This is a genomic window from Actinosynnema pretiosum (assembly GCF_024171695.1).
GTDB lineage: Bacteria > Actinomycetota > Actinomycetes > Mycobacteriales > Pseudonocardiaceae > Actinosynnema > Actinosynnema pretiosum.
In genome coordinates this window covers 71,373-97,489 of sequence record NZ_JAMTCF010000017.1, presented here as the reverse complement: position 1 = coordinate 97,489, position 26,117 = coordinate 71,373, and the positions used below count along the sequence as shown (strand labels likewise).

The 26,117-nt window shown below is 71.7% G+C and carries 20 protein-coding genes and 1 riboswitch; of the genes, 11 read left to right on the top strand and 9 right to left on the bottom strand.

Annotated features, from left to right (window positions below; all coding sequences use genetic code 11):
* Window positions 1-331: 331 nt before the first annotated feature.
* Window positions 332-751 carry a subtilase-type protease inhibitor gene (locus LV78_RS30080; protein WP_253849285.1) on the top strand — a complete coding sequence of 140 codons (420 nt, stop codon included), beginning with the start codon at window positions 332-334 and terminating at the stop codon, window positions 749-751.
* A 213-nt stretch (window positions 752-964) separates the two neighbouring features.
* Window positions 965-1,456 carry a glutathione peroxidase gene (locus tag LV78_RS30075; protein ID WP_015804933.1) on the top strand — a complete coding sequence of 164 codons (492 nt, stop codon included), beginning with the start codon at window positions 965-967 and terminating at the stop codon, window positions 1,454-1,456.
* A 218-nt stretch (window positions 1,457-1,674) separates the two neighbouring features.
* Here the strand turns inward: LV78_RS30075 and LV78_RS30070 are convergent, their stop codons facing one another.
* From LV78_RS30070 to LV78_RS30045, 6 genes are all read right to left on the bottom strand, one after another.
* Entirely contained in the window at window positions 1,675-2,910 is a 1,236-nt protein-coding gene (locus tag LV78_RS30070; RefSeq protein WP_253849283.1) for a tyrosine-type recombinase/integrase, read from the bottom strand.
* A 10-nt stretch (window positions 2,911-2,920) separates the two neighbouring features.
* The gene (locus tag LV78_RS30065; protein ID WP_253849281.1) at window positions 2,921-3,109 is read right to left on the bottom strand and encodes a helix-turn-helix domain-containing protein; all 189 of its coding nucleotides are present in this window, start codon (window positions 3,107-3,109) and stop codon (window positions 2,921-2,923) included.
* Window positions 3,110-3,132: 23 nt separating this feature from the next.
* A complete protein-coding gene (locus tag LV78_RS30060; RefSeq protein ID WP_253849279.1) occupies window positions 3,133-4,800 on the bottom strand; it encodes a replication initiator in 1,668 nt (555 codons plus the stop codon).
* Window positions 4,797-6,272, bottom strand: coding sequence for an FtsK/SpoIIIE domain-containing protein (locus LV78_RS30055; protein ID WP_253849278.1), 1,476 nt, complete (start codon window positions 6,270-6,272; stop codon window positions 4,797-4,799). Before LV78_RS30055 ends, LV78_RS30060 begins: the two co-directional genes overlap by 4 nt.
* A 297-nt stretch (window positions 6,273-6,569) precedes the next feature.
* The gene (locus LV78_RS30050) at window positions 6,570-6,875 is read right to left on the bottom strand and encodes an AMED_5909 family protein (protein ID WP_015805044.1); all 306 of its coding nucleotides are present in this window, start codon (window positions 6,873-6,875) and stop codon (window positions 6,570-6,572) included.
* Window positions 6,876-6,887: 12 nt separating this feature from the next.
* Window positions 6,888-7,319 carry a hypothetical protein gene (locus LV78_RS30045; protein WP_253849276.1) on the bottom strand — a complete coding sequence of 144 codons (432 nt, stop codon included), beginning with the start codon at window positions 7,317-7,319 and terminating at the stop codon, window positions 6,888-6,890.
* 149 nt (window positions 7,320-7,468) lie between these two features.
* On the opposite strand from LV78_RS30045, the gene LV78_RS30040 reads away from it, so the two are divergent.
* Complete coding sequence (locus LV78_RS30040) at window positions 7,469-7,852, top strand: GntR family transcriptional regulator (protein ID WP_253849274.1); 384 nt, start codon at window positions 7,469-7,471, stop codon at window positions 7,850-7,852.
* A gap of 113 nt (window positions 7,853-7,965) precedes the next feature.
* Here the strand turns inward: LV78_RS30040 and LV78_RS30035 are convergent, their stop codons facing one another.
* Window positions 7,966-8,199, bottom strand: a complete 234-nt coding sequence (locus LV78_RS30035) for a hypothetical protein (protein WP_015805041.1) — start codon at window positions 8,197-8,199, stop codon at window positions 7,966-7,968.
* Between the two features lie 124 nt (window positions 8,200-8,323).
* Here LV78_RS30035 and LV78_RS30025 point away from each other — a divergent pair, with 124 nt between their 5' ends.
* Window positions 8,324-9,544, top strand: a complete 1,221-nt coding sequence (locus tag LV78_RS30025) for a helix-turn-helix domain-containing protein (RefSeq protein WP_504923067.1) — start codon at window positions 8,324-8,326, stop codon at window positions 9,542-9,544.
* 503 nt (window positions 9,545-10,047) lie between these two features.
* On the opposite strand, the gene LV78_RS30020 is transcribed toward LV78_RS30025, so the two are convergent.
* Both LV78_RS30020 and gcvH read right to left on the bottom strand, forming a co-directional pair.
* Complete coding sequence (locus LV78_RS30020; RefSeq protein WP_253849272.1) at window positions 10,048-11,415, bottom strand: L-serine ammonia-lyase; 1,368 nt, start codon at window positions 11,413-11,415, stop codon at window positions 10,048-10,050.
* A gap of 3 nt (window positions 11,416-11,418) precedes the next feature.
* Window positions 11,419-11,802 carry a glycine cleavage system protein GcvH gene (gene gcvH, locus LV78_RS30015; protein ID WP_015804935.1) on the bottom strand — a complete coding sequence of 128 codons (384 nt, stop codon included), beginning with the start codon at window positions 11,800-11,802 and terminating at the stop codon, window positions 11,419-11,421.
* A 131-nt stretch (window positions 11,803-11,933) separates the two neighbouring features.
* Window positions 11,934-12,026: riboswitch (glycine riboswitch) on the bottom strand.
* Between the two features lie 187 nt (window positions 12,027-12,213).
* Here gcvH and ald point away from each other — a divergent pair.
* From ald to LV78_RS29980, 7 genes are all read left to right on the top strand, one after another.
* Window positions 12,214-13,320 (top strand): alanine dehydrogenase, encoded by a 1,107-nt coding sequence (ald, locus tag LV78_RS30010; RefSeq protein ID WP_253849270.1) that lies wholly within the window; start codon window positions 12,214-12,216, stop codon window positions 13,318-13,320.
* Between the two features lie 351 nt (window positions 13,321-13,671).
* Complete coding sequence (locus tag LV78_RS30005) at window positions 13,672-14,076, top strand: hypothetical protein (RefSeq protein WP_253849267.1); 405 nt, start codon at window positions 13,672-13,674, stop codon at window positions 14,074-14,076.
* A complete protein-coding gene (locus tag LV78_RS30000) occupies window positions 14,073-14,504 on the top strand; it encodes a hypothetical protein (protein ID WP_253849266.1) in 432 nt (143 codons plus the stop codon). The genes LV78_RS30005 and LV78_RS30000 overlap by 4 nt, the downstream gene beginning before the upstream one ends.
* Before the next feature lie 52 nt (window positions 14,505-14,556).
* Window positions 14,557-15,930 carry an ABC transporter ATP-binding protein gene (locus LV78_RS29995; protein WP_253849264.1) on the top strand — a complete coding sequence of 458 codons (1,374 nt, stop codon included), beginning with the start codon at window positions 14,557-14,559 and terminating at the stop codon, window positions 15,928-15,930.
* Window positions 15,930-16,805: an ABC-2 transporter permease gene (locus LV78_RS29990; RefSeq protein WP_253849262.1), complete on the top strand. Its 876-nt coding sequence runs from the start codon at window positions 15,930-15,932 to the stop codon at window positions 16,803-16,805. Before LV78_RS29995 ends, LV78_RS29990 begins: the two co-directional genes overlap by 1 nt.
* Window positions 16,806-16,927: 122 nt before the next feature.
* Window positions 16,928-21,232, top strand: coding sequence for an ABC transporter transmembrane domain-containing protein (locus LV78_RS29985; RefSeq protein WP_372495007.1), 4,305 nt, complete (start codon window positions 16,928-16,930; stop codon window positions 21,230-21,232).
* Window positions 21,233-22,436: 1,204 nt separating this feature from the next.
* Window positions 22,437-26,111: a multifunctional oxoglutarate decarboxylase/oxoglutarate dehydrogenase thiamine pyrophosphate-binding subunit/dihydrolipoyllysine-residue succinyltransferase subunit gene (locus tag LV78_RS29980; protein ID WP_253849485.1), complete on the top strand. Its 3,675-nt coding sequence runs from the start codon at window positions 22,437-22,439 to the stop codon at window positions 26,109-26,111.
* The last annotated feature ends 6 nt before the right edge of the window (window positions 26,112-26,117 follow it).

Genomic DNA, 26,117 nt, shown 5'->3' with positions numbered 1-26,117 from the left:
GGCCCCAAGCGCCCCGGCCACCCTGCGCGCCACGGATTCCGCGCTGACCAACGTGCTGCGCGGCCCCAACCGCAAGCCCTCCAGGCGTCCGGCAACGGCGATCTCGCGCACCCGCTCCGGGGTCACCCCGAGCTGGGCCGCAGCGTCCGCACCCGTCATCCACCCCGACCGCACGTCAACCACGAACACCACAGCTCACCAGGCCGTACTCAAACAATACCCCCCACAAGACAGCTATTGACGCGCCAACCTCAACCAATCAACCCACCCGGGTCACACGATGCGGTGAGCAGGCTGGAGTGCCGGAGCATCACCGCGCAATGTGAATCCCATGACACCTATTCCACTCCTGGTGGCCGCCGCCGCCCTGGCGCCCGTGCTCGCCCTCCCGGCCCAGGCCGCAGCCGCCCCCGCCCAGGGCCCAGGCATCCTCCCCCTCTACCAACCCACCGTCCTGGTCCTCACCAAGGTCGACTCCGGCGGGACCCACGACCAGGCGCTCCTGCGCTGCGACCCGCCCAGCGGCACGCACCAGAGAGCCTGGCAGGCGTGCCTGGCCCTGGCCGAGGTGAACGGCCACGTCGGTCGGATGCGCGACTCGAACCAGGTCTGCACGATGGAGTACAACCCGATCAAGGTGTCCGTGCTGGGCGTGTGGCGCGGTCAGACGCGCTCGTTCTCCGGCGAGTACTCGAACCCGTGCGTGATGGGCTCGGTGACCAAGTCCGTCTTCTCGTTCGACAAGGACTGAGCCTGAGACGAAAAGGCCCGGCGGGACCCACGACACCGCCGCCGAAGTCGTGGCCCCCGCCGGGGGTCTGTGGCGGGCCGGGCCCGCGCCTCTGACCGTAGGGAGCGCGGGTTTGCCTTGTCAACAGTCCTTCACATCCGTGAAACGCAAGGGAAACCCCGAGCCCGCCGCGTCACCCGAACGCCCCGATCACGCACCCGTAGCCTGTGCGCCATGAGCATCCACGACATCGCGGTGAACACCCTGACGGGCGAGCCGAGCAGCCTCGGTTCGCTGCGGGGCAAGGCGCTGCTGGTGGTCAACGTCGCCTCCAAGTGCGGGCTGACCCCGCAGTACTCGGCGCTGGAGCGGCTGCACGCGAAGTACGCCCCGCAGGGCTTCTCCGTGGTGGGCTTCCCGTGCAACCAGTTCGGCGGCCAGGAGCCGGGCACGGCGGAGGAGATCGCCACGTTCTGCTCGGCGACGTACGGCGTGACGTTCCCGATGTTCGAGAAGGTCGAGGTCAACGGCGCGAACCGGCACCCGGTGTACGAGGCCCTGGTGGAGAGCGCGGACGCGGACGGCGCGGCGGGCGACGTGCAGTGGAACTTCGAGAAGTTCCTGCTGTCCCCCGACGGCGAGGTCCTGGCCCGCTTCCGCCCCCGGACCGAACCGGAGGACGAGGCGGTCGTGCGCGCGGTCGAGGCGGCTCTGCCGAACGCCTGACGCCGAACGCCTGACGCCTGGCACCTGACGTCGGGAGCTGAACGACGACGTGGCCCGCGCACCGGATCGGTGCGCGGGCCACGTCACTTCGGGACAGCTTCGGGACAGCCGCTCAGCACTCGATGACGTTCACGGCCAACCCGCCCCGAGCCGTCTCCTTGTACTTCACCTTCAGGGAGACATCCCGCTGACCAGCCTCAAGCCAGCTCTCCCCGGTTCTAGGCCGTGTCCAGGCCGTCAGGGCCTGTCTCACCCCTCACCGCCCGCATGGCCCTGTCCACCGCCCGCCGGGTCCGGTCATTGCTGGAGGGAAGCAGGTGCGTGTAGACGCGCATCGTGAAGGCGGGATCGGCGTGTCCCAGCCACTCCGCAAGCGCTTTGATCGACTCCCCACCGTCGAGCAGGACCGAGGCGAAGAAGTGCCGCAGCGCGTGCATCCCGTCCTGACGCTTGGTCCGCCCCATTCCCGCCCGGTCGAGGGCAGGCCGCCAGTGCAGCCGGTTGAAGTCGGACCGGTACAGCGCCCCGCCCGTCTCCGTGCTCAAGATCAGACGGGCAGTCTCAGGCGGGCCGTCCGGTTCCTTCCACGGCAGCGTGACCACGACCGGCTGAAACTTCTCCGCGTGCGCGTCGATCTCCCGCAGCACTGACCCCGCCAGCGGCAACGAGCGCTCTTTCCCACCTTTCGGAGGCGCGAACACGAGCCGGTTGTCGACCACCGTCACTTGCCGAACGATGTTGAGCGAGTTCGCCCCACGGTCGATGTCCGCGTCGGAGAGCCCGAACACCTCCCCCTGCCTGAGCCCGCAACCAGCCGCCAGGGCGACCGTGAGCCGGTAGCGCTCCGGCAGCTCGACCTCCACCGCTGCGACCTTCTCCGGCGTCCACGGGACGATCTTCCGCTTGTCCGGTTGCGGCCGGGGAACGCTCTTGACCCGGCACGGGTTCGAGGTGATCCGCTTGTCGTCCACCGCAGCGTCCAGGATCGCGGAGAGGTGGACGAAGCACACGGCGCGCGTGCTGTTGGCGATCTTCTTCGAGGTCAGCCACCCCAACCAGTCGCGGATGTGCCGGGGCAGCAGCGCCCCCAACTGGACTTCGCCCAGCTTGGGATAGATCAAGCTGTCCAGCCGACTCCGCACGGAGTTCCGCGTCCCGCCGGAGAAGGCCATGCCGCGAAACCACTCGTCGCCGTAGGCCCTCAGCGTGACGCGACCGGCCTCCGGGTCACGGTAGTCGCCGCTCTGCTTGGTCGACTCGACCTTGAGAAGGAAGTCCTCCGCCGCCTTCTTGGCGCGGTCCGGGAAGCTCTTGCCCCGTTCCCTCTCCTCCAGATCGTGGTAGCGGACCCGGTACCGCAACCCCCGTCCGTACAGGGCCGTCTTGACCCGCTTGTCCTTGCCCGTCTCCGGGTCGGTAACGGTCTTCCACCAGCGATCTTCGACGTGTCCCACGGCCGCCCCCCTAAGCCGCTCGACCGGACGGGCCGTCAACCCACGCGCGCACCTGATCAGGCACGTACCGCAGGTGCTTCCCGATCTTCCGGACGGGCGGCCCCTCACCGCGCCACTTCCACTGGTAGAGCGTCTTCACCGGCACCCGGAGGTACGCGGCGACGTCCTCCACCGTCCACAGCGGATCTATCTCACGCATCGCACTCATGCCATTCCCCCTGTTCAGGCCGCTACCGGCGAAGTTGCTGAAACACCGGGCCGTGGAGGTGGCAGGTGCGTGAGGACCGCTTGCGCCCGCTGGTACTCGGCTTGCCAAGCCAACCGCTGGGCGATCATGTGCATGAGCAGTTCGGCCCGTGACGGGGCGTGCGGGTCCCCCGGCTGGACCGGCCCCCACTGGAGCCGGGCGGTGGTGTCGTCGGGCTTGGCGATGCCAGCGGCGGCCAAGGCTTCCCGGACGAACGCGGCCCGGTCCGCCTTGTGCTCGGACAGGGTCTTGCCGGACCAGCGGCGCGAGACCAGCACCCGGCGACCGGGCAGGCCGAGGGTGTCGCGGCGGTGGGCCTTGCCCTTGCAGTGGCCGGGGGTGGTGCGGGAGGAGACGCCCTTGGGCTGGACCCCGTAGAGCAGCCAGACCGCGCAGCGCTCCGAGCACGGGGTGAGGGCGAGTTCGGCCGCCAGGCGGTCGGCGTGGTCGGCCAGGCGCGGCGTGGTGTCCGCGTCCACCACTTCGGTGATCGACTTGGTGAGGTACTTGGTCAGGTAGCCGATGTGCCGCCCGGATTCCTCGGTGCCGCCGAGGATGCCCTTGGAGTGCACCTGCGGGCCGAACCGGGCAACGTGGGCCGGTTCATCCAGATCGGCCACCGCGTCGGCCCACGGGGTCAGCAGGCGCTCGGTTTCGGGGTCCACGAAACCCGCCTGGCGGGTGTCCCAGACCGGGAGCCGGTCGCCCGCGTACCGCACCTGATCGTGGTCGGGCCACCAGACCTGGAGGTAAGTCGCGGCGGTCACCTGGCGGACGACCTTGTGCGGGATCGAGCCGCGCACGGCGAAGTGCGCGTGCGGGGTGATGCGGCGCTGCGGTTCGACCGTGCCGAAGTACTGGGCGTCGAACCCGACGACCCGCCGGAGGTTCTGCCACCAGCGGTCGACCAGGGAGGCGAAGTGGACCGCGTCCCGAGCGGCCCGCCGGTAGTCGTACGCGCCGGGGTCGGCCGGGGCACCTTCGGAGGTGACCGGGCCGTAGGTGTCCAGGGTCAGGGTGATGAAGGTCGAGGGCCGGTACTTGCCCGCGAACTCCCGCCCCACGGTGTGCTTGGAGACCTTCCGGCGGGGCAGGTTCGGCGTGTCCTGGCGTCGCCGGGTGGAACGCGCGGGCGCCGGTCGGGGGTCGCGTTCGACGCTGGGAAGGTTCCCGCGGACGCCCTCCGCGCGCAGGTCGGCATCGGCTTCCCGGATGCCCTCGCGCAGGTCCTCAACCTGGTCGTGGTCGCCCTCGGCGGCAGCCCGCCGGTACTCGGCGGTGAGGTCGGCCCGGTAGGTCACCAGTCCCACCTGATCGTCGTTCGGGGCGTGGCGCTCCGCCACAGGCTCAGCGTCGAGGTGCCAGCCCTCGCGGCACTGGGCCATGCGGGAGCGGCGGTTGCGGTCGGCGCAGGCCGCGCACTTGGACGCCTGCGTGGAGTTGCAGCGGACGCCGACGATGCGCACTTCCCCGGAGTCGAGGTCGACCACCTCGCGCAGGATGGGACGGGTGCACACGCCGTGCTGTTCGGCCGCCGCCTTGACCACGTCCAGGAACAGCGGCATCCGGGCGCGTTCGGCCGAGGTCATGCCCGCCACGTCGAGGGGCACGGCCGGGACGACGGGGTTGGTGGACTCGCTCATGCCGCAGCACCTCCGGTCGTGTCGCCGGGACGGGCGGGGAAGTTGTGCACGGTGGCATCGGTGGCGGTCAGGTAGAGCGCCAGCTCGACAAGGTCGGCGTCGGTGACGTGGAAGGCGCGGGCGCGCTCCGGCTGTCCCTTGCCGTCCGTCTTCACCCAGGCCACGCCCGGCGTGCTCTCGCTGATCTCATGGGCAGCCGCACCGCGTTGCCGGGCACCATCGCCTAGGACCATGTCCACCTGGACCGCCTCGTCCAGGCGCAGCGCAACCCGTGTGCCGAACAGGTGCCGGAAGGCCACGACCTCCTTGCGCGGGTCCTGCACCAGGCCGACGACGGCGTAACCAGGGGCGCGGCCCTGAGAGGTGACGGTCTGCAAGGCGCGCAGCGCCCGTTCCCGCAGGCCCTTGTCAGCCTGGTAGGCGATCAGGTCCGCCAGCTCGTCGACCACCAGGACCGTGAACGGCTCATCGCTGGACCGGGCCCACAGCCGCCGGACGCCCCGGTACCGAGCGGCGCGCTCCTTGACCTCCGCCGCCAGTTCCTCCAGCAGCTCGACAGCCTCGCGGCCGTTGTCGAACACCAGGCGGGTGAAGGCGTCGGGGCACTGCCCCAGTTCCATCCCGCCCTTGGGGTCGATGCCGTACAGGCGCACCAGGCCGCCGCGCACTGCCGGGGCGAGGTTCCACACCAACGACCAGAGGAGCGATCCCTTACCCGCGCCGGGCACACCGACGCCGAGGATCTGGTTGCCCTGCAAGCGAATCCGCCACGGACGACCGGTCTCGGTGCGGCCGACCACGACCCGCTTGAGGTCCACCGCGTCAGCGTCCTGAGCCAGCGCCGGGACCGGAACCGGCCGGGCGAGCGGGTCGGAGTGCACGAAGTCGAGTTCGATCGTGCGCGGCTTGAGCACCCGGACCCGGCACGACCGGGAGTTGAACGAGTGCGCCAGGCCGTCACGGCGCAGCTCCCAGGCGTCGGAGGACTGCGCGGGGACCATCCGGACCCGCACCCGGTCCCGCCAGCCCTCCGAGCGCACCCGCCGCAGCCGGGGCAGGTACTCGCGCCCCCGGCTCTCCTTGGCCAGCTCAGCCAGCCGCATGGTGGTGCGCCAGCGCGGGGCGTAGACGGTGGCCCGCCGCCACTCGGTGACCAGCCGGAACCACACCAGCCGCAGGAACGAGGCCCGGTCGAGGCCGAACCAGATGACCAGGGCCGCAGCCAGTGCGAGCACGCCCAGGACCAGCGGCGGCAGCCCGTAGGACGACGAGCACCAGACCACCGCGACCGGCACCAGCACGGCCACCGGGTAGCGCAGCACCACGAGCGCCAGGCGCACGAGGACGACCGGCACGAGCCACCCGAGGGCGGCCACGAAGGCGATCACCTTGAGCTTGCCCGGCACCAACATCCACCACGGCACCCGAGGCCGGACGCCCTCGAACGGAGCGGGGTCGACCCAGCGCGCCATCAGAACCCACCCCCGCTCAGCGGGGACTTGCACACGAACAGGGCAGCGCGTTCGCTTGACGCGGTGCCCCCACGGACGGATACCCTCTGCATGACTGGAATCCCTTGTGCGGCAACAAGTGCAGGAGAAACCGGTCATGTGAGTCGCAGGGAAGCAGCCTGGCCCGCCAAGACTTGGTCTGCCTCCCCGCGACCCACACCACCGGCGGAGAACGTGTTCAGTTGTGATCAGGGCGCGCGCCATCAGCACGACGGGGACGAGCCCCACGCGCGTGCACAGCACCGGTCGGTCCGGCTGTTACTCCCCCTCGTCCTGGGCGAGCAGGTCACGACCGCTGACCGGCTTTTCCGTCAGCCGTTCGAGGTGGTTCGTCTCCACCTGCGCGTGGGCTAGCGCCTCGTGCCGGTGGTCGGGATCGGTTCGCGCCACGCGCCGGTACTCAGCCGCAGCGCGGGTGTAGAACGCGCGAAGTGCCTTCTCGCTCGCGTCCGGAACCGGGGTGACCCGCCACAGGGCTTGCTGGACCTGCTTCAAGGTGGTCGCCAGCGTCACGGCTTCCCAGTCGTCCCTGCGCGCCCGCTCGGGTCCACGTGCACCACTCATGATCACCATCCCCTAGGCGGCAGCAGGCGGCGCGCCCGCCGTCGAGTCCGACTTGCTCGGGGACCTGCGCGACCTCGCGGCGTCCTGCGGCGAGACCATCTCGTCAGCCCAGACCGTGTAGTTGACCCAGCCGTCACGGACATAGGGCGAGACCTTCAGCCCGACGAACACGGCCGGACGGAACGGCGTTCCGGGCAGCACCTCGGGCGGTACCGGCTGGTACTCCGAAGCGATCTTCACGACCATGCCGGTGTTCTTGCCGCGCGCTGAGGGGTCGGTCCCCTGCACGGTCCAGACCGGCAGGCCGGAGAGCTTGTCGACCGCGTCACGCGGTGCCTTGCCCTCCGCGAACTCCTTGGCCCGCTCGACCTTCAGCACGAAGAAGCCCTGCGGGAACAGCTCGTCGAAGGTGATCGGAAACCTGTGACCAGGTGCAATAGCCATCTTGGATACCTCATCCGCTAGTTGACCTCTGCCCCGAACCTGGGGGCTACACATCCATATTAGCTGTATGACCTGTATGAGTCTCCTGAGAACGTTAGCCCGATCAGGTGATCTACATATCACCTGTATCTGTCGATAGAGTTGCCCTCATGAGCACCGAGGCCGCAGACAGCCGCCCCGCCTACCTGCGGCTGGCCGACGACCTGCGCCGCGCGATCGCGGCCGGGGACTACAAGCCGGGGGACCAGCTCCCCACGATGGGCGAGCTGGCCAAGCGCGCGGGGATCGCGGTGATGACCGTGCGCGAGGCCATCAAGGTGCTCACCACCGAGGGGCTGGTGATCTCCCGGCAGGGCAAGGGCGTGTTCGTGCTCCGCACCCCGTCCGCCGAGGAAGCGCCCCCGGCAGCCGCCGACGTCCTCACGACCCTGCACCGCCTTGAGCGCGCCGTGGACCAGATCGCGGACCGCCTCGCCGCTGTGGAGGAACGCCTTGATCGCGCAGACGAGCTTCCACGTCGGACAGCCGACTAGTCAGCCCATCGACCTTGGCGCCCAGGCGATCCATCCGCACCCGGACGTCCTCCCACGTGCCTTCAGCGGCACCACCTATGCCGTCCACCTCCACAGCAGCCTCCCCGAAGTCCTCAGTGCGTCGTCTGGCTCTGGTCGAGCAGGTCACGGCAGCGAGCGGCGAACAGCAGCGCTTGATCGGCGACGCGGTCGGCGAACAGCGCGGCCAGCTCGACGCATCCCGGCTCTCCGTTGAGCTCGAAGATCACTTCGCCGGTGCCGAGGTCTAAAACGAGTCGCGGGCGTCCAGCGCCGTCCTTGTCGACCCGCGCGCCGTCCCCGAACCTGGGGTGCACCACCACATCCATCCCCGCCTCCTCATCCTGAGCCGTGACGTGCCAGGTCAAACGACCCGTCACCAGGACTATCGGCGTTAGGGTGGAGTTGGACGACGGGATGCACGATGTGCGCATGACATGCGCATAAGCATGGGTGGGAGTGCAGGTGGAGACCTTCGGTGAAGCGTTGCGCAGGCTCCGCCTGGCAGCGGGGTTCAGCCAGGCCGACCTAGCGAGAGCAGCCGCGTGGAGCCAGAGCCAGGTCAGCCGCGCGGAGGGGAACAGGTTCACGCCTGACGAGAGCACCATTGCCCGCCTTGACCAGCTCGTACGGGCAGACGGTGCGCTGGTCGCAGCTCACCTGATGTCCACGTCGAACGGTAGTGGAGCGCCGGTGAACGCGACGGACAAGACCCCTTGGGCAATCAGCGACATCATGCGTCAGATCCACAGGACGGATGTCGGCGGAGAGACGATCGACCAGCTCACGGCCATCACCGAGGAGCTGTGCTGCGAGTACGCGTGGCGGAACGCGGAAGACCTGCGCCGTGACGCCCAAGCGCAGCTGGAGTACGTCGGCAGGCTGTTGAGCGGCCCCAGCACGCTCCGCGAGCACCGCGACCTCATGGTGATCGCGGGGTGGCTCACCCTGCTGATCGGGTGCGTTGACTACGACCTCGGGTTGCCGCGCCATGCGGAGAGCGCCCGGATCGCGGCTTCCCAGTTGGGGAGGGAGTCGGGTCACGGCGAGATCGTGGCGTGGTCGTTCGAGATGAGTGCCTGGTTCGCGCTCACCCAGGACCGCTACCGGTCGGTGTCGGAGTACACCGAGGCCGGGAGCAAGGCCGCGCCGAACTCGTCGGTGGTGGTGCAGCTGGCCGCCCAGGCCGCCAAGGCCCAGGCGCGGATGGGCAACAAAGCCGAGGTGTCGAGGATCCTTGACGAGGGTCACCGGTTGCTAGGCGAGCACGAGAACCCGAGCCGTCCGGAGAACCACTTTGTGATCGACCCGGCGAAGTGGGACTTCTACGCGATGGACTGCTACCGCCTGGTCGGTGAGCACGGCAGGGCGTCCGAGCACGCGCACGAGGTGCTGAGGCTGTCCAGGAAGCCGGATGGCAGCGAGCGGAGCCCGATGCGTGCCAGTGAGGCCCGGTTGACGTTGGCGGTCGCCGCGCTGGAGTCGGGTGACGTGGAGGGCGCCGCGTTGTGGGCACGGCAGGCGTTCTCCGCAGAGCGCAAGTCCGTGACCCACCTGTCCATGCTGGCCGATGAGCTGACCGAACGCCTGCACCACGTGATGGCGGGCGATCCTGGGGCGCGTCCACTGGAAGACGAGTTGGCCGCGTTCAGGGCGACGTTGCCCAGCCGTTAACCCCTGGTGCGCGTCCGCGCCGTGGTGGCGTGGTGCGTTGAAGAATTGCGCTGTATGGGATCAAGGCGCGCCGCCTACGGCGGCGCGCTGGCTGGTCCGACCCTCCGTTGCGCCGCCCCACGCACTCCGGCCCGCCGGGCTCCCGCTTCGCTCCGCCCGACGGCCGGGCGCGAGGTCGACGCAGGGGGCCGGGTGCGGCGGCACGCAGCAGGGGACGCGCAGACCCACACACGCTCCCAGCGCCCAGGCTCGGGCCGATCGCGGTGGTTCAAGACCGGGCAGCGCTGGTCATGGCGATCGCTGCCGCGACGGCTCCGCCGCCTTGCCAACGAGATGCCCCCACCGGCACAGCAATAGGCCCCCATCCCGTGGGTTCCGGGGTGGGGGCCTATTGCTGGGCAAAGAACCGGGTCCCAGGCCGTCTCCAGGCCGTGAGGTGTCAGGCAGGCACGAGAACCACCGAGCAACGATGGCAACCGTATCCGCTGGTCAGCCCCCGTTTATCAGCACTCGATGACGTTCACCGCGAGCCCACCCCGCGCCGTCTCCTTGTACTTCACCTTCATGTCCTTCCCCGTGTCCCGCATGGTCTTGATGACCTTGTCCAACGACACGAAGTGCGACCCGTCCCCCCGCAGCGCCATCCGAGCCGCCGTGATCGCCTTGATCGACGCCAGCGCGTTCCGCTCGATGCACGGGATCTGCACCAACCCCCCGATCGGGTCGCACGTCAACCCGAGGTTGTGCTCCATCGCGATCTCCGCGGCGTTCTCCACCTGCGTCGCGGTCCCCCCGAGCACCTCCGCCAACCCGGCCGCCGCCATCGAGCACGCCGACCCGACCTCGCCCTGGCACCCCACCTCGGCCCCGGAGATCGACGCGTTCTCCTTGAACAGCACCCCCACCGCCCCCGCCGTCAGCAGGAACCGCACCACGCCGTCGTCCGACGCCCCCGGCACGAACCGGGCGTAGTAGTGCAGCACCGCGGGCACGATCCCGGCCGCCCCGTTCGTCGGCGCGGTCACCACGCGACCGCCCGCCGCGTTCTCCTCGTTCACCGCCAGCGCGAACAGGGTCACCCAGTCCATCACCCGCAGCGGGTCCGTGGCGTAGTGCTCGTCGCGCAGCGACCGCCTCATCTCCGCCGCCCGCCGCCGCACCTTCAACCCGCCCGGCAGCACGCCCTGCTCGGTGCAGCCGCGCTCGACGCAGTCCTGCATCACCTGCCAGATGTGCAGCAGCCCCCGCCGCACCTCGTCCTCGCTGCGCCACGCCAGCTCGTTCGCCAGCATCACCTCGCTGATCCGCAGCCCGGTGGACGCGGTCAGGTCGAGCAGCTCGTCGCCGGTGCGGAACGGGTGGGCCAGCGGGGTCGTGTCGGGCTTGATGCGGTCCGCGCCCGACGCGTGCTCGTCGACCACGAACCCGCCCCCGACCGAGTAGTACTCGGCCCGGTCCAGGCTCGCCCCGGCCGCGTCGAACGCCTCGAACACCATCCCGTTCGGGTGCAGCGGCAGCGACTTGCGGCGGTGCATCACCAGGTCGTCGGGCTCGCGGAACGCGATCTCCGCGCCACCGCCGAGCCGCAGCGCGCCCGCCGCCCTGATCTCGGCCACCCGCGCCTCCGCGACGACCGGGTCGACCTCCTCCGGCTTGTTGCCCTCCAGCCCGAGCAGCACGGCCTTGGGGCTGCCGTGCCCGTGCCCGGTGGCGCCGAGCGAGCCGAACAGCTCGACCCGCACCCGGTGCACCTCCCCGGACACCCCGCGCACCCGCTCCGCGAACGTGGCCGCCGCCCGCATCGGGCCCACCGTGTGGGAGCTGGAGGGCCCGATGCCGACGGAGAACAGGTCGAAGACGCTGATCGCCACCGGTCAGTCCCCGGTCAGCTCGGCGTACTTCGCGGCCGTGAGCAGCCCCTCGGCGCTCTCGACCCGGACCTTGAACAGCCACCCGCCGCCGTACGGGTCGCCGTTGACCAGCGCGGGGTCCTCCACCGCGCCGGTGTTGACCTCCACGACCTCGCCGCTGACCGGCGCGTACAGGTCGCTGACCGACTTGGTCGACTCCAGCTCGCCGCACACCTGCCCGGACGTGACGCGCTCGCCCACCTCGGGCAGCTGCACGAACACGATGTCGCCGAGCGACTCGGCGGCGTACGAGGTGATGCCGACCGACACCGGCTCCTGGGTGCCGGGCGTCCAGTCGACCCACTCGTGGTCGGCGGTGTACAGCAGGTTCTCGGGGAATGCGGGCACGGCGGCGCTCCTGTCGTGGGACCGGTGGTGGGTTGATCCCCCACTCTGTCCTGGTACCTGAGAGCTTCGCCGCGCGAGCGGCTTGCACCGTGGGTGCGCTTCCCCCTTCGGGGTGCGCTTTCCAGAGCGGCCTCACCCCGGCGGTTCCCGTTGCCTGAGAGTGTGCGGGGTACTTGCTCCTTCGGCGCCCCGGTCGTTCCCGAGGACTCTCCCGCCGGTGATCCGGCGCCCCGCCAGGGACGCCGCGGCCGATGTTCAGTTGAGGCCCGAACGCTAGGTGGCCACCCGGAGGGGTGTCAACGATTGGTCCGCGAGCACAACCGCCAGGGGCCGTGTTCGTGCCGCGAGCACGATGACACCCCGCGGCGGGTACCCGACCTTTAGGCAATCACCGCAGCGAAGGAGGCCACCGTGCGCATCGCAGTCCCCCGCGAGGTCAAGAACCACGAGTACCGCGTCGCCCTCACCCCGGCTGGCGCCCACGAGCTGTCCGCGCGCGGCCACGAGGTGTTCGTCGAGGCGGGCGCGGGCCTGGGGTCCGCGATCCCGGACGACGAGTACCTGTCGGCGGGCGCCAAGGTGCTCGCCTCGGCCGACGACGTGTGGGCCGAGGGCGAGCTGGTGCTGAAGGTGAAGGAACCGGTGGCCGAGGAGTACCCCCGGCTGCGGGAGGACCAGGTGCTGTTCACCTACCTGCACCTGGCGGCGGACCGGCCGCTGACCGAGGCGCTGCTGGCCTCGGGCACGACCGCGATCGCCTACGAGACGGTGCAGACGGCGGGCGGCGCGCTGCCGCTGCTGGCCCCCATGTCCGAGGTGGCGGGCAGGCTGGCGCCGCAGGTGGGGGCGTTCGCGCTGATGAGGCCGTCCGGCGGGCGCGGGGTGCTGCCCGGCGGGGTGCCCGGCGTGCACCCGGCTCGGGTGGTGGTGATCGGCGGTGGCGTGGCCGGGCTGAGCGCGGCGACGATCGCGGTCGGCATGGGCGCGGACGTGGAGGTGCTGGACACCAGCGTGGACCGGCTGCGGCAGATCGACGCGCGCTTCGGGAACCGGCTGCGCACGGTGGCGTCGACCCGGTACTCGGTGGAGCAGGCCGTGCTGGAGGCGGACCTGGTGATCGGCGCGGTGCTGGTGCCCGGCGCGCGGGCGCCGAAGCTGGTGGACAACGAGCTGGTGGCGCGGATGCGGCCGGGGTCGGTGCTGGTGGACATCGCGATCGACCAGGGCGGCTGCTTCGCCGACTCGCGGCCGACCACGCACGCCGACCCGACCTACCCGGTGCACGACGCGGTGTTCTACTGCGTCGCGAACATGCCGGGCGCGGTGCCGCGCACCTCGACGTACGCGCTGACCAACGTGACCCTGCCGTACGCGGCGGCGCTCGCCGACCGGGGCTGGCGGGAGGCGCTGCGCGCGGACCACGCGCTGGCGCTGGGCCTGAACACCCACCGGGGCGCGCTGACCAACGGCCCGGTGGCGCTCGCGCACGACCTGGAGCACGCGCCCCACCCGGTCTGACCGGCCAGGCGGGCGGAACGGCGAAGGGGCGCCCACCGGCATCCGGTGGGCGCCCCTTCGCGTGGAGCCAAGAAGAGGCGACCCGCTCAACCAGCCTGGGGGTCACTGGGAGCGGGCCGCGCCACCATCTTAGCCGGCAACGGCCCCCGCTGCCCAGCACCCCACCGAAGTGACACGCGGGTCGATCCGCACGAGGTATGCCGGAATGCTCAAGCAAACGAGTGAATCCGGTGTTCACGGGTAAGCACTCGCGCGCCCGCGACCGATGGTCAGGACGGGGTCGTGCGGCGTCGCGTGGACACGCGCCCCGGTCCCCGGCACCCAGCACCGCCGACCCGGATCGGAGCACCCGTGACACGACCCCGCGGCCGGACCGCGCGCACCACCCCCGGCACCCCCACCGGCACCACCTCCGGCGCAGCGCCGGGCGCGGTGATCGGCGCCGGGGCGGGCCCGGTGATCAGCCCGGCGATCAGCGCGATGACCGGCCCCTCGACCGGAGCCGAGACCGGCGCGGGACTCGACGCGCGCCCCAGCAGGCGGCGCCCGCGCCCCCTCCCGCGTCCCCGCCCAGTCCTGGGCGCGGCGACCGGCCCCGCGCTCGACACGCCGCCGCCCCACCGCGCCGACGCGCCGGGCGCGCGCTCCGCGCCGACCGTGATCTCCGCCACTGCGCCCGGTGGACCACCCCCCTCTCCCCCGTTCCGGGAAGTCCACCCGCTCGGGCGAACGATCCCGACCACGAAGGGGGCGTGAGCGCCGTGGACGAGTCGCTGCGCGCCGCCGTCCTGCGCCGACTGGCCCTGCTGGACGAGGCCGCCGAGCGCGGCGAGGCGGACTCGCTGGTGCCGCTCGCCCGCGCCGAGATCCACCGCCTCGCCGACGGCTGGAGGCTGCTGCTCACCGTTCACCAGCCCGATCCGGACGGCCGCTGCCGCGCGTGCCCCGGCGTGCTGCGGCACAAGAAGTGGCCGTGCCAGGTCTGGACGATGGCCCACCAGCACCTGATCGGGGACGGCGTCCAGCACCGCGAGCGGCGCAAGCCGCTGCGCAACCCGTTCACCCGCCAGACCGCGTTCACGGAACCGGGGAGCACCCCCGAACCCGCCCCCGAACGCGCCGAGGAGGTCACCCAGGAGATCCCCGCGGTGGTGTCGAAACCGCGACACGCCCTCCCCGACTGACCCGTCTAGGGCAGGATGGGCCCCCGAGCAGCACATTTCGGGGAGGGACGGCGTGCACGACGGCAGTGGCCGCATCGTGGTGCAGGGCTTGACCAAGCAGTTCGGTCCGGTCGCGGCGGTGCAGAACTTGAGCTTCACGGTGGAACCGGGTTCGGTGACCGGCTTCCTCGGCCCCAACGGGGCCGGAAAGACTACGACCTTGCGCATGTTGCTCGGCCTGGTGTCGCCCACGGCGGGCACCGCGCTGATCAACGGGCGGCCCTTCACCGAGCTGGGGAACCCCGGCCGCGTGGTGGGCGCGGTGCTGGAGGCGCAGGGCGTCCACCCGTCGCGGACGGCGCGCAACCACCTGCGCGTGTACGCGGCGGCGATGGGCGTGCCCGACCAGCGGGCCGACCAGGTGCTCCAGCTCGTCGGGCTGGGCGCGGCGGCCGACCGCAAGGCGGGCGGCTTCTCGCTGGGCATGAAGCAGCGGCTGGCCCTGGCCACCGCGCTGCTCGGCGACCCGCAGATCCTGGTGCTGGACGAGCCCGCGAACGGCCTCGACCCCGAGGGCATCGCCTGGCTGCGCCAGTTCCTCCAGTCGTACGCGCGCAGCGGTCGCACGGTGCTGATCTCCAGCCACCTGCTGGCCGAGGTCGAGCAGACGGTCGACCAGGTGGTGATCGTCAGCCGGGGCCAGACCATGTACTACGGGTCGCTGGACCAGCTGCGCGGCTCGCAGCAGAACCGCGTGCTGGTGCAGCCGTCCGACCCGGCGCAGCTGGTCGCGGCGCTGCAGGCGGACGGGCTGTCGGCGATCGAGCAGACCCCGGACGGCCGGATCGCGGTCAGCGGGGCCGAGCCGAAGCACATCGCGGACGTCGCGCTGAAGGCGGGCGTGTCGGTGTACGGCATCCAGGAGGAGAAGGTCGACCTGGAACGGCTGTTCTTCCAGCTGACCAGCGGCCAGTACACGGGCGCGCCGATGCCGGGCTACCAGGCTCCGCCGCCCGGCTTCGCCCAGGCCTACCAGCAGCAGCAGCCGCAGCAGACCGGCTACCACACCCCGCCCCCCGGCTACCCGGCCCAGCCGGGCTACCCGCAGCAGCCCCAGCAGGGCTACCAGGGCCAGCCGGGCTACGACCCGCAGCAGGCGTACCAGCAGCAGGCCCCGCAGGGGTACCCGCAGCAGCCGCCGCAGGGCTACCAGGGCCAGCCGGGCTACGACCCGCAGCAGCAGGCCTACCAGCAGCAGCCGCAGCCGGGGTACGACCCGCAGCAGCAGGCGTACCAGCAGCAGGCCTACCAGCAGCCGACGTCGGGCCAGTTCCCGGCCGCGCCGGACCAGCAGGCGCCGCCACCCCCTGACTCGCCGTACGCGCCGCCGCCCGGCGGCAACCAGCAGGGTCAGCAGGGTCAGAGCGGTCTCGGGGGCGGTGCGTGATGGGCGGTTTGATCAGCGCGGAGTTCCGCAAGACCACCACCACGGGCCTGTGGTGGGGCCTGATGATCCCGACGGTGCTGCTGGCGCTGGGCTGGTCGCTGGGCACCGGGGCGCTGCTCCAGAGCATCGGCGAGGCGCTCACGTCCGAGGACGGCGACGTGCTGCTCGGCGGGCTGCTGGGCGTGTCCGCCGACGAGTGGAAGCTGTCGGTGTTCGGCATCACCCGCAGCATCAACATCGCCACGATCTTCCCGATGATCTTCGGCGGGCTCGCGGTGGCGGGCGAGTTCAACCGCAAGACGATCACCACCACGTTCCTCACCGCCCCGAACCGGGTGTCGGCGATGACCGCGAAGCTGGTCGTCTACCTGGCCTGGGGCGCGATCTACGGCCTGATCATCGTGACCACGGTCAGCATCGGCATCTCGCTGACCGCCGACTCCGGTCAGCTTCCCGAGGCCGGTGGCTGGTTCGCGCTGTGCGCGGTCGGCGTGCTGTCCACGATGCTGATGACCATGTTCGGCGTCGGCGTCGGCGCGCTGCTGAACAGCACCGTCGGCACGACCGTGGTGCTGGTGCTCTACATGCTGGTGATCGAGAACGCCCTGCAGCTGGTGCTCCAGGTCCAGGACCTGTCGGGCGTGATCGCCTTCCTGCCGAACGGCGCCGCCAACGGCATCACCGGCGGTGTGGCGGCCGACGTGTTCATGGGCAACGTGGGCGTGGTCCCGGACGGCCTCAAGGAGGTCCTGATGGGCGCCGCGGGCGCGGCGGGCGCGCTGGACTGGTGGCTCAGCACGCTGGTGTTCCTCGGCTGGACGGCGCTGTTCTTCGCGGGCGGCTGGGCCGTGACGCAGAAGAAGGACATCACCTGATCGGGTAAAGCTTCACCGCGTTCGCGCAGCTCAGGGCCGTCTCCCTCCGGGAGGCGGCCCTGTCGCCTTCCGGTGGCGGGAAGCGGCCCGCCGATCTGTCGGGGCCCCGACCTAGTGTGGAGATCGTGACGAACTCCCCCGGTTGGATCCGCAGACTCGCCTCGGCGTGCTGGCAGCACCGCTCCCTCGTGGTGTGGTCGGTGCTGGCCGCCGTGGTCGGCGTGGGTCTGCAGGCGGCCGGGCCGCTGCTGCTGAAGGTCGCGGTGGACGACGCGGTGGCCGGGCGGACCGACCGGCTCGCGCTGCTGGCCTCGGTGCTGGTCGGGGTGGAGCTGCTGACGTTCGGCACGGCGTTCGTCCGGCGGTACCTGGGCGGGCGGCTGGCCGTGGACGTGCAGCACGACCTGCGGCAGGCGGTGTTCTCGTCGGTGCAGCGGCTGGACGGGCAGAAGCAGGACGTGCTGCGGACCGGGCAGGTGGTGTCGCGGTCGATCACCGACCTGCAGCTGGTGCAGAGCCTGCTGTCGATGACGCCGCTGGCGTTCGGCACGGTCGCGTTCGCGCTGGCCTCGCTGGTGGCGATGTGCTGGCTCTCGCCCGCGCTGACCCTGATCGCGCTGGTGATCGTGCCCGCCGTGGGGGTGGTGGCCGCGCGGACCAGGCTGACCCTGTTCCCGGCGACCTGGTCGGCGCAGCAGCGGGCGGCGGACGTGGCGCAGCAGGTCGAGGAGACCGTGACCGGGGTGCGCGTGGTCAAGGGCTTCGGGCAGGAGTCGCGGGAGGTCGCGGCGCTGGAGCGGCGGGCGCGGGTGCTGTTCGCGGAGCGGATGCGGGCGGCGCGGCTGACGGCGCGGCCGACGGCGACGCTGAACGCGCTGCCGTACGCGGGCCAGGTGGCGGTGCTGGCGGCGGGCGGGTGGCTGGCGCTGCGCGGCGAGGTGTCGCTGGGGACGTTCCTGGCGTTCGCGAGCTACGTGGCCGCGCTGATCGGGCCGACGCGGCTGCTGGCGAGCCTGATGGTGACCGCGCAGCTGGCGCGGGCGGGCGTGGAGCGGGTGTACGAGCTGGTCGACTCGCAGCCCGCCGTGGTGGACGCGCCGGACGCGGTGGACGTGCCGGACGGGCCGGTCGGGGTGCGGCTGGACGGGGTGGTGTTCGGGTACGCGCGCAGCGAGCCGGTGCTGTCCGGGGTGTCGCTGGAGGTCGCGCCGGGCGAGACGCTGGCGCTGGTCGGCACGGCCGGGTCGGGCAAGTCGACGGTGTCGCTGCTGCTGCCCCGGTTCTACGACGTGCACGAGGGATCGGTGTCGGTCGGCGGGGTCGACGTGCGCGGGCTGCGGCTGGGGTCGCTGCGGACGACCGTGGGGGTGGTGTTCGAGGAGGCGTTCCTGTTCTCGGACACGGTGCGGGCGAACATCGCGTACGGGCGGCCGGACGCCACCGACGCGGAGGTCGAGGCGGCGGCGCGGGCGGCGGAGGCGCACGGGTTCATCTCGGCGCTGCCCGGCGGGTACGGGGCGGTGGTCGGGGAGCGCGGGCTGACGCTGTCGGGCGGGCAGCGGCAGCGGGTGGCGCTGGCGCGGGCGCTGCTGTCGGACCCGAGGGTGCTGGTGCTGGACGACGCGACGTCGGCGGTGGACACGGCGACCGAGGCGGCGATCCACCGGACGCTGGCGTCGGTGACGGCGACGCGGACGACGCTGCTGGTGGCGCACCGGAGGTCGTCGCTGGCGCTGGCGGACCGGATCGCGGTGCTGGACGCGGGGCGCGTGGTGGACGTGGGGACGCACGCGGAGCTGTGGGGGCGCTGCGAGCTGTACCGGGAGCTGCTGGCGGGGCCGGGTGAGGCGATCGAGCGGGTTGCGGGGGTGGCGGCTGGGTCGGCGGGAGTCGGATCGGCGGAGGCCGGTGCTGGAACCGCCGCTCCAGGGGCAGCCGGTTCAATGGCGGGCCGGAACGGCGTGAACGGCGCGGGCGGGGCCGACCGGGCTTTGAGCGCGGCGGGGCGGAACGGCGGGGTGAGCGCGCCCTGGCCGGGCGCGGACCCGGCCGAGCACAGCGGAGCCGCCGCGAGCCGGTCCCAGGACGCGGCCGGTCGCGCCGTCGAGCGGTCCGGCGCGCCCGCGCGGCCGATCGGCGAGGGCGAGCGGCCCGGCGCGGCCATGCGGCCGGTCAGCGAGGGCGAGCAGCCGGTCGGCGAGGGCGAGCGGTCTGCGGAAGCGGCCACCGCTCCGGTCTCGGAGCGGGCGTCCGCGCCCACCTCGTCGTCCACCACGCCATCCGGCGCGTCACCTGCTCCGCTGTCCGCAGCGCCGTCCACTCCGCCGTCCACTCCGCCTTCCGCCCCGGCCGAGGTGGTCGGGGCGTCCGGGGTGACGCCCGCGCTGTGGCCCGAGGTGGCCGACGACGAGCTGGTGCTGCGCGCGGAGAACCGGTCCGTCGCCGCGCCGTCCGGTGGCAGGCGCGGGCCCGGCCCGTCGGCGCTGGCCGGTGGCGCGCCGCCGACCCCGGAGCTGGTGGAGCGGGTGCGGTCGTTGCCGCCCGCCACCGAGGAGCCCCGGTTGCCGGGCGAGGACCCGAGCGCGCCCGATCCGGGGTTCCGGCTGCTCAGGCTGCTGCGCCCGGTGCGCTGGTCGATGGTGGCCGTCGGCGCGCTGCTGCTGGTGGACACCGCGCTCGCGATCGCGCTGCCGAACCTGGTGCGGATCGGCGTCGACCGAGGTGTCGGCGGCGGTGAGCAGGGGGCGCTGTGGGTGGTGTCGCTGGTCGGGCTGCTGCTGGTCGCGGTGGGCTGGTTCTCGACGCGGATCGGCACGGTGCTGACCGCCCGGGTCGGCGAGCGGCTGCTGTACCTGCTGCGGGTGCGCAGCTACGCGCACCTGCAGCGGCTCGGGCTCGACTACTACGAGCGCGAGATGGCCGGTCGGATCATGACCAGGATGACCACCGACGTGGACGCGCTGTCGAGCTTCCTGCAGACCGGGTTGACCACGTTCGTGATCAGCGTGCTGACCGTGGGCGGCATCGCGGTGGCGCTGGTGGTGACCGATCCGGGGTTGGCGCTGGTGGCGCTGTCCGTGCTGCCGGTGCTGGCGGTGGCGACGGTGCTGTTCCAGCGGGTGTCGTCGCGGGCGTACGCGGAGGCGCGGGAGCGGGTCAGCGCGGTGAACGCGGACCTGCAGGAGAACGTGTCGGGGCTGCGGGTCGCGCAGGCGTACACGCGGGAGGAGCGGTCGGCGGAGGCGTTCGCCGCGCGCAGCGACGCGTACCGGCGGGCCAGGATCAGGGCGCAGCGGTACATCGCCACGTACTTCCCGTTCCTGGCGCTGCTGTCCGGGGTGGCGCAGGCGGCGGTGCTGGTGGTGGGCGCGCACCGGGTGGCGGACGGGAGCCTGTCGCCGGGCGTGCTGCTGGCGTTCGTGCTGTACCTGGGGCTGTTCTTCTCGCCGCTGTTCCAGCTGTCCGGGGTGTTCGACGGCTACCAGCAGGCGCGGGTCGGCCTGACGCGGATCGGCGACCTGCTGCGCACCCCGACCACCGTGCCGCCCGCCGCCGACCCGGCTCCGGTGGAGCGGTTGCGCGGCGAGGTGGAGCTGCGGGACGTGGTGTTCCGGTACGCGGGGGCGGAGGAGCCCGCGCTGGACGGGGTGTCGCTGCGGGTGCGGGCGGGCGAGACGGTGGCGCTGGTCGGGGAGACCGGGGCGGGCAAGTCGACGCTGGTGAAGCTGGTGGCGCGGTTCTACGACGTGACCGGCGGGCAGGTGCTGGTGGACGGCATGGACGTGCGCGAGTACGACCTGGGCGCGTTCCGACGGCGGCTCGGCGTGGTGCCGCAGGAGGCGCACCTGTTCGGCGGGGACGTGGCGGAGAACGTCGCGTACGGCAGGCCGACCGCGACGCCCGCCGAGGTCGAGGGCGCGGTGCGGGCGGTGGGGGCGCTGCCGGTGGTCGCGGCCCTGCCCGACGGGTTCAGGCAGCAGGTGGGCGAGCGCGGGCAGGGGTTGTCGGCCGGGCAGCGGCAGCTGGTGGCGCTGGCGCGGGCCGAGCTGGTGCGCCCGGACGTGCTGCTGCTGGACGAGGCGACGGCCGCGCTGGACCCGGCGACCGAGTCGGCGGTGCTGGCGGCGAGCGACCACCTGTCGGGCAGCCGGACGACGTTCGTGGTGGCCCACCGCCTCGCGACGGCGGCGCGGGCGGACCGCATCGTGGTCCTGTCGGGCGGGCGGGTGGCCGAGGAGGGGACGCACGCGGAGCTGCTGGCGCTGGGCGGGCAGTACGCGCGCCTGTGGGCGCACGGCGCGCCGGAGGGCATGAGCGGTGAGGGCGCGGGTCGCGAAGACGCGGATGGCGAGGGCCAGGACGGGGCTGCGCGGGATGCGGTCGGCGAGGGTGCGACCGCCAGAGCGGGTGATGCCCACGGGGCCTGACCGCCAACCGGACGACGAGCGCGGTTCACCGCACGAACGCAGATAGGGCGCGGGCGCCAGCGTTCGTGGACGTGGACGTGGACCAGCGCGCATGGGTGGGTGTGCGTGGGCGCGCTTGCCGGGGCCGAAACGCCCGGCAGGCCATCTCAGGCCGCCACCCCGGCCCACCGACGCGGCCCGCCGCTCCGGCCCGCCTACCGGCTCCCGGCCCGCCGTCCCCACCCCCGTTGCAGGACACCGTTACGGTCGCCCCTCCCGACCTCCCCCACCCCGCCCACCCGTGACGCCACGTCACCCACCCCCGCGACGGGGTGTGCCGGAGCGCTCCCGCCCCGGCACGCCCGTCTTCCCCGAACGCACGTTTTGTAGACAGTCAACAAACACCCTCCCCCCGATTCCACCCGCCGCGGCGCACACGCCCACCTCACACCCCCGAACCTCCGGGCGTGTCGCTGTGACGTGCGCTTCGGCCGGGCGCAGCGCTGTGACGTGCGCTTCGAGCAGCGCGAACCCCTCCCCCGCAGCAACCGCGCCCCACCGTCCGCACGATCACCGGGGCCTCCCGAACCCCTACCCACACGACTCCGGACGCCCGAAGCCCTCCACCGCCCACCACCACCTCACCACCCAGGGGACGGCCGATCAGCGGGGCACTTCGCCAAGTGCCCCAACACGTTCCGTCACCAGGACCAAGTCCCATCCCCCCGAAAGCAGGAACCCCACCACCCACCCGAACCGATCGGCTCCCGCGCGCTTCACCCCGCCCCAAAACGGGCACCCACACGGATCAACTAGTCCACCCGGCCGGTTGAGGTTGGTCGGTTTCCCGCCCCACGCGACGCGCCGCCTGCGCTCTACTGGGAGTCGGGCGACCGCCCCCGACCTGCCCCGAACCGACCCCGACCGCACGATGCGCCCAGCGCAACACCGCAGCTCAGCGCACCACTGGGGACCCGAGCCCCAAAAAAGCCCGACGAGTCACGTCAAGGGTTGCTCAAGAGCCGCAACGCGGAGACGATCCTGATCGATCCTGTGACCGAGCACTCCTTGCACGTCCCCTCCTGTGTGGGAACTGCACCAGACGGGGGACTAGCCTGACCCATGAGTGAGTCACCACCAAGAGCGAGATGGATAGAGGCGAGCGCCAGCCGTGTCCAGCAGTCCTGCTTCACAGTTCGGCCCCAACGAGTGGTTGGTCGAGGAGATGTACGAGCAGTTCCTCGCCGATCCGTCGTCGGTAGACCCCGCGTGGCACGACTTCTTCGCCGACTACAAGTCGACGCAGCGCAACGGGTCCACCACGACCGCCGCCCCCACGGCGGCCACCCAGGCTGACACCGGGAAGGCCGCGTCGTCGGGCGCGCCCGCGGCGGCCAAGCAGGCCGCGAGCACCGCGCCCGCCGCCACGACGCCCACCGCACCCGCGCCGTCGAGCGCCCCGAAGCCGAAGGCCGCGGCGCCCGCCAAGCCCGCTGCCGCCCCGGCGACCAAGCCCGCTCCCGCGCAGGCCGCCAAGGCCGCGCCGGTGCAGCAGGCGAAGGGGCCCGAGCAGAAGCAGCTGCGCGGCGCGGCGGCGGCGATCGCCAAGAACATGGAGCTGTCGCTGACGGTTCCGACGGCGACCAGCGTGCGCGCCGTCCCGGCGAAGCTGCTGGCCGACAACCGGATCGTGATCAACAACCACCTCAAGCGCACGCGGGGCGGGAAGGTCTCCTTCACGCACCTGATCGGCTACGCGGTGGTCAGGGCGCTCCAGGCGTTCCCGAACATGAACCGGCACTACGCCGAGATCAACAACAAGCCGCACGTGGTCACGCCGGAGCACGTGAACTTCGGCCTCGCGATCGACCTGCCCGGCAAGGACGGCAACCGCACGCTGGTCGTCGCCTCGGTCAAGGGCTGCGAGAACATGACGTTCACGCAGTTCTGGCAGGCCTACGAGGACCTGATCCGCAAGGCCCGAGGCGGCGCGCTGACCGCCGAGGACTTCTCCGGCACCACGATCTCGCTGACCAACCCCGGCACGATCGGCACGAACCACTCGGTTCCGCGCCTGACGGCGGGCCAGGGCACGATCGTCGGCGTCGGCGCGATGGAGTACCCCGCGCACTTCCAGGGCACCAGCGAGCAGGCCCTGACCGACATGGGCGTCAGCAAGATCATCACGCTGACCTCCACGTACGACCACCGCATCATCCAGGGCGCGGAGTCGGGCGAGTTCCTCAAGCGCGTCCACCAGCTCCTGCTGGGCGAGGACGGCTTCTACGACGACGTCTTCACGTCGCTGCGCCTGCCGTACGAGCCGATCCGCTGGGTCGCCGACATCCCCGAGGGCGCGGTCGACAAGACCGCCCGCGTCATCGAGCTGATCGACGCGTACCGCACGCGCGGCCACCTGATGGCCGACACGGACCCGCTGAACTACCGCCAGCGCAAGCACCAGGACCTCGACGTCCTGTCGCACGGCCTGACCCTGTGGGACCTGGACCGGGAGTTCCCGGTCGGCGGGTTCGCGGGCAAGGAGCGGATGCGCCTGCGCGACATCCTGGGCGTGCTGCGCAACTCCTACTGCCGCACCGTCGGCGTGGAGTACATGCACATCCTCGACCCGGAGGAGCGCCTCTGGATCCAGGAGCGCGTCGAGGTCCCGCACGAGAAGCCCCCGGCCACCGTGCAGAAGTACATCCTGTCGAAGCTCAACGCCGCCGAGGCGTTCGAGACCTTCCTGCAGACCAAGTACGTCGGCCAGAAGCGCTTCTCGCTGGAGGGCGGCGAGACCGTCATCCCGCTGCTCGACGCGGTGCTGGACAAGGCCGCCGAGCACGAGCTGGACGAGGTCGTCATCGGGATGCCGCACCGCGGTCGCCTGAACGTCCTGGCCAACATCGTGGGCAAGCCGATCTCGCAGATCTTCCGCGAGTTCGAGGGCAACCTCGACCCCGGCCAGGCGCACGGCTCCGGCGACGTCAAGTACCACCTGGGCGCCGAGGGCAAGTACTTCCGGATGTTCGGCGACGGCGAGACGAAGGTGTCGCTGACCGCGAACCCGTCGCACCTGGAGGCCGTGGACCCGGTGCTGGAGGGCATCGTCCGCGCCAAGCAGGACATCCTGGACATGGGCGGCGAGAGCTTCCCGGTGCTGCCCGTCGCCATGCACGGCGACGCGGCGTTCGCCGGTCAGGGCGTGGTCGCCGAGACGCTGAACCTGGCGCTCGTGCGCGGCTACCGCACCGGCGGCACGGTCCACGTGATCGTCAACAACCAGGTCGGCTTCACCACCGCGCCGGAGAACTCGCGCTCGTCGAAGTACTCGACGGACGTCGCGAAGATGATCGGCGCGCCGGTGTTCCACGTGAACGGCGACGACCCCGAGGCCTGCTACTGGGTGGCGAAGCTGGCGGTCGACTACCGCCAGGCGTTCAACAAGGACGTCGTCATCGACATGGTGTGCTACCGCCGTCGCGGGCACAACGAGGGCGACGACCCGTCGATGACGCAGCCCGCGATGTACGACGTGATCGACACCAAGCGCTCGGTGCGCAAGACCTACACCGAGGCGCTGATCGGTCGCGGCGACATCTCCGTGGAGGAGGCCGAGAAGGCCCTCCAGGACTTCTCCTCGCAGCTGGAGCACGTCTTCAACGAGGTGCGCGAGCTGGAGAAGCACCCGATCAAGGCGTCCCCCTCGGTGGAGGAGGAGCAGCAGGTCCCGGCGAAGCTGCCGACCGGGGTGCCGCGCGAGGTGCTGGAGCGCATCGCGGACGCGCACGTGGAGCTGCCGGAGGGCTTCACCCCGCACCCGCGCGTCAAGCCGGTGCTGGAGCGGCGCGCCAAGATGGCCCGCGAGGGCGGCATCGACTGGGCGTACGCGGAGCTGCTGGCGTTCGGCTCGCTGGTGCACGAGGGCCGCACGGTCCGCCTCGCCGGGCAGGACTCGCGGCGCGGCACGTTCACCCAGCGGCACGCCACCCTGATCGACCGCAAGACCGGTCAGGAGTACACCCCGATCCAGAACCTGGCCGACGACCAGGGCAAGTTCATGGTGTACGACTCGGTGCTGTCGGAGTTCGCGGCGCTCGGCTTCGAGTACGGCTACTCGGTGGCGAACCCGGACGCGCTGGTGCTGTGGGAGGCGCAGTTCGGCGACTTCGTCAACGGCGCGCAGCCGATCATCGACGAGTTCATCTCGTCCGGTGAGGCGAAGTGGGGCCAGGTCTCGGACGTCGTGCTGCTGCTGCCGCACGGCCACGAGGGCCAGGGTCCCGACCACACGTCGGGGCGCATCGAGCGGTTCCTCCAGCTGTGCGCGGAGGGCTCGATGACGATCGCGGTGCCGTCCACGCCCGCGAACTACTTCCACCTGCTGCGCAGGCACGCCCTCGACGGCGTGAACCGGCCGCTGGTGGTGTTCACCCCCAAGTCGATGCTGCGCCTGAAGGCCGCCGTCAGCCCGGTGGAGGACTTCGTCGAGGAGCGCTTCAAGTCGGTCATCGACGACGTGGCGATCGAGGACAACTCGGCCGTCACCAAGGTCCTGCTGTGCAGCGGCAAGATCTACTACGAGCTGGTGGCCGAGCGCGAGAAGCGGGGCGCGAAGGACACCGCGATCGTGCGCGTCGAGCAGCTGTACCCGGTGCCGAAGCGGAAGCTGAACGAGGCGCTGGAGGCCTACCCGAACGCGACCGACGTGCGCTGGGTCCAGGAGGAGCCCGCGAACCAGGGCGCGTGGACGTTCTACGGCCTGCACCTGCCGGAGCTGCTGCCGGAGCGCTACCGCCTGACCCGCGTGTCCCGCCGCCGCATGGCCGCCCCGTCGGCCGGGTCGTCGAAGGTGCACGAGGTCGAGCAGCGCGAGATCATCACGAAGGCCTTCGAGTAGGCCGCC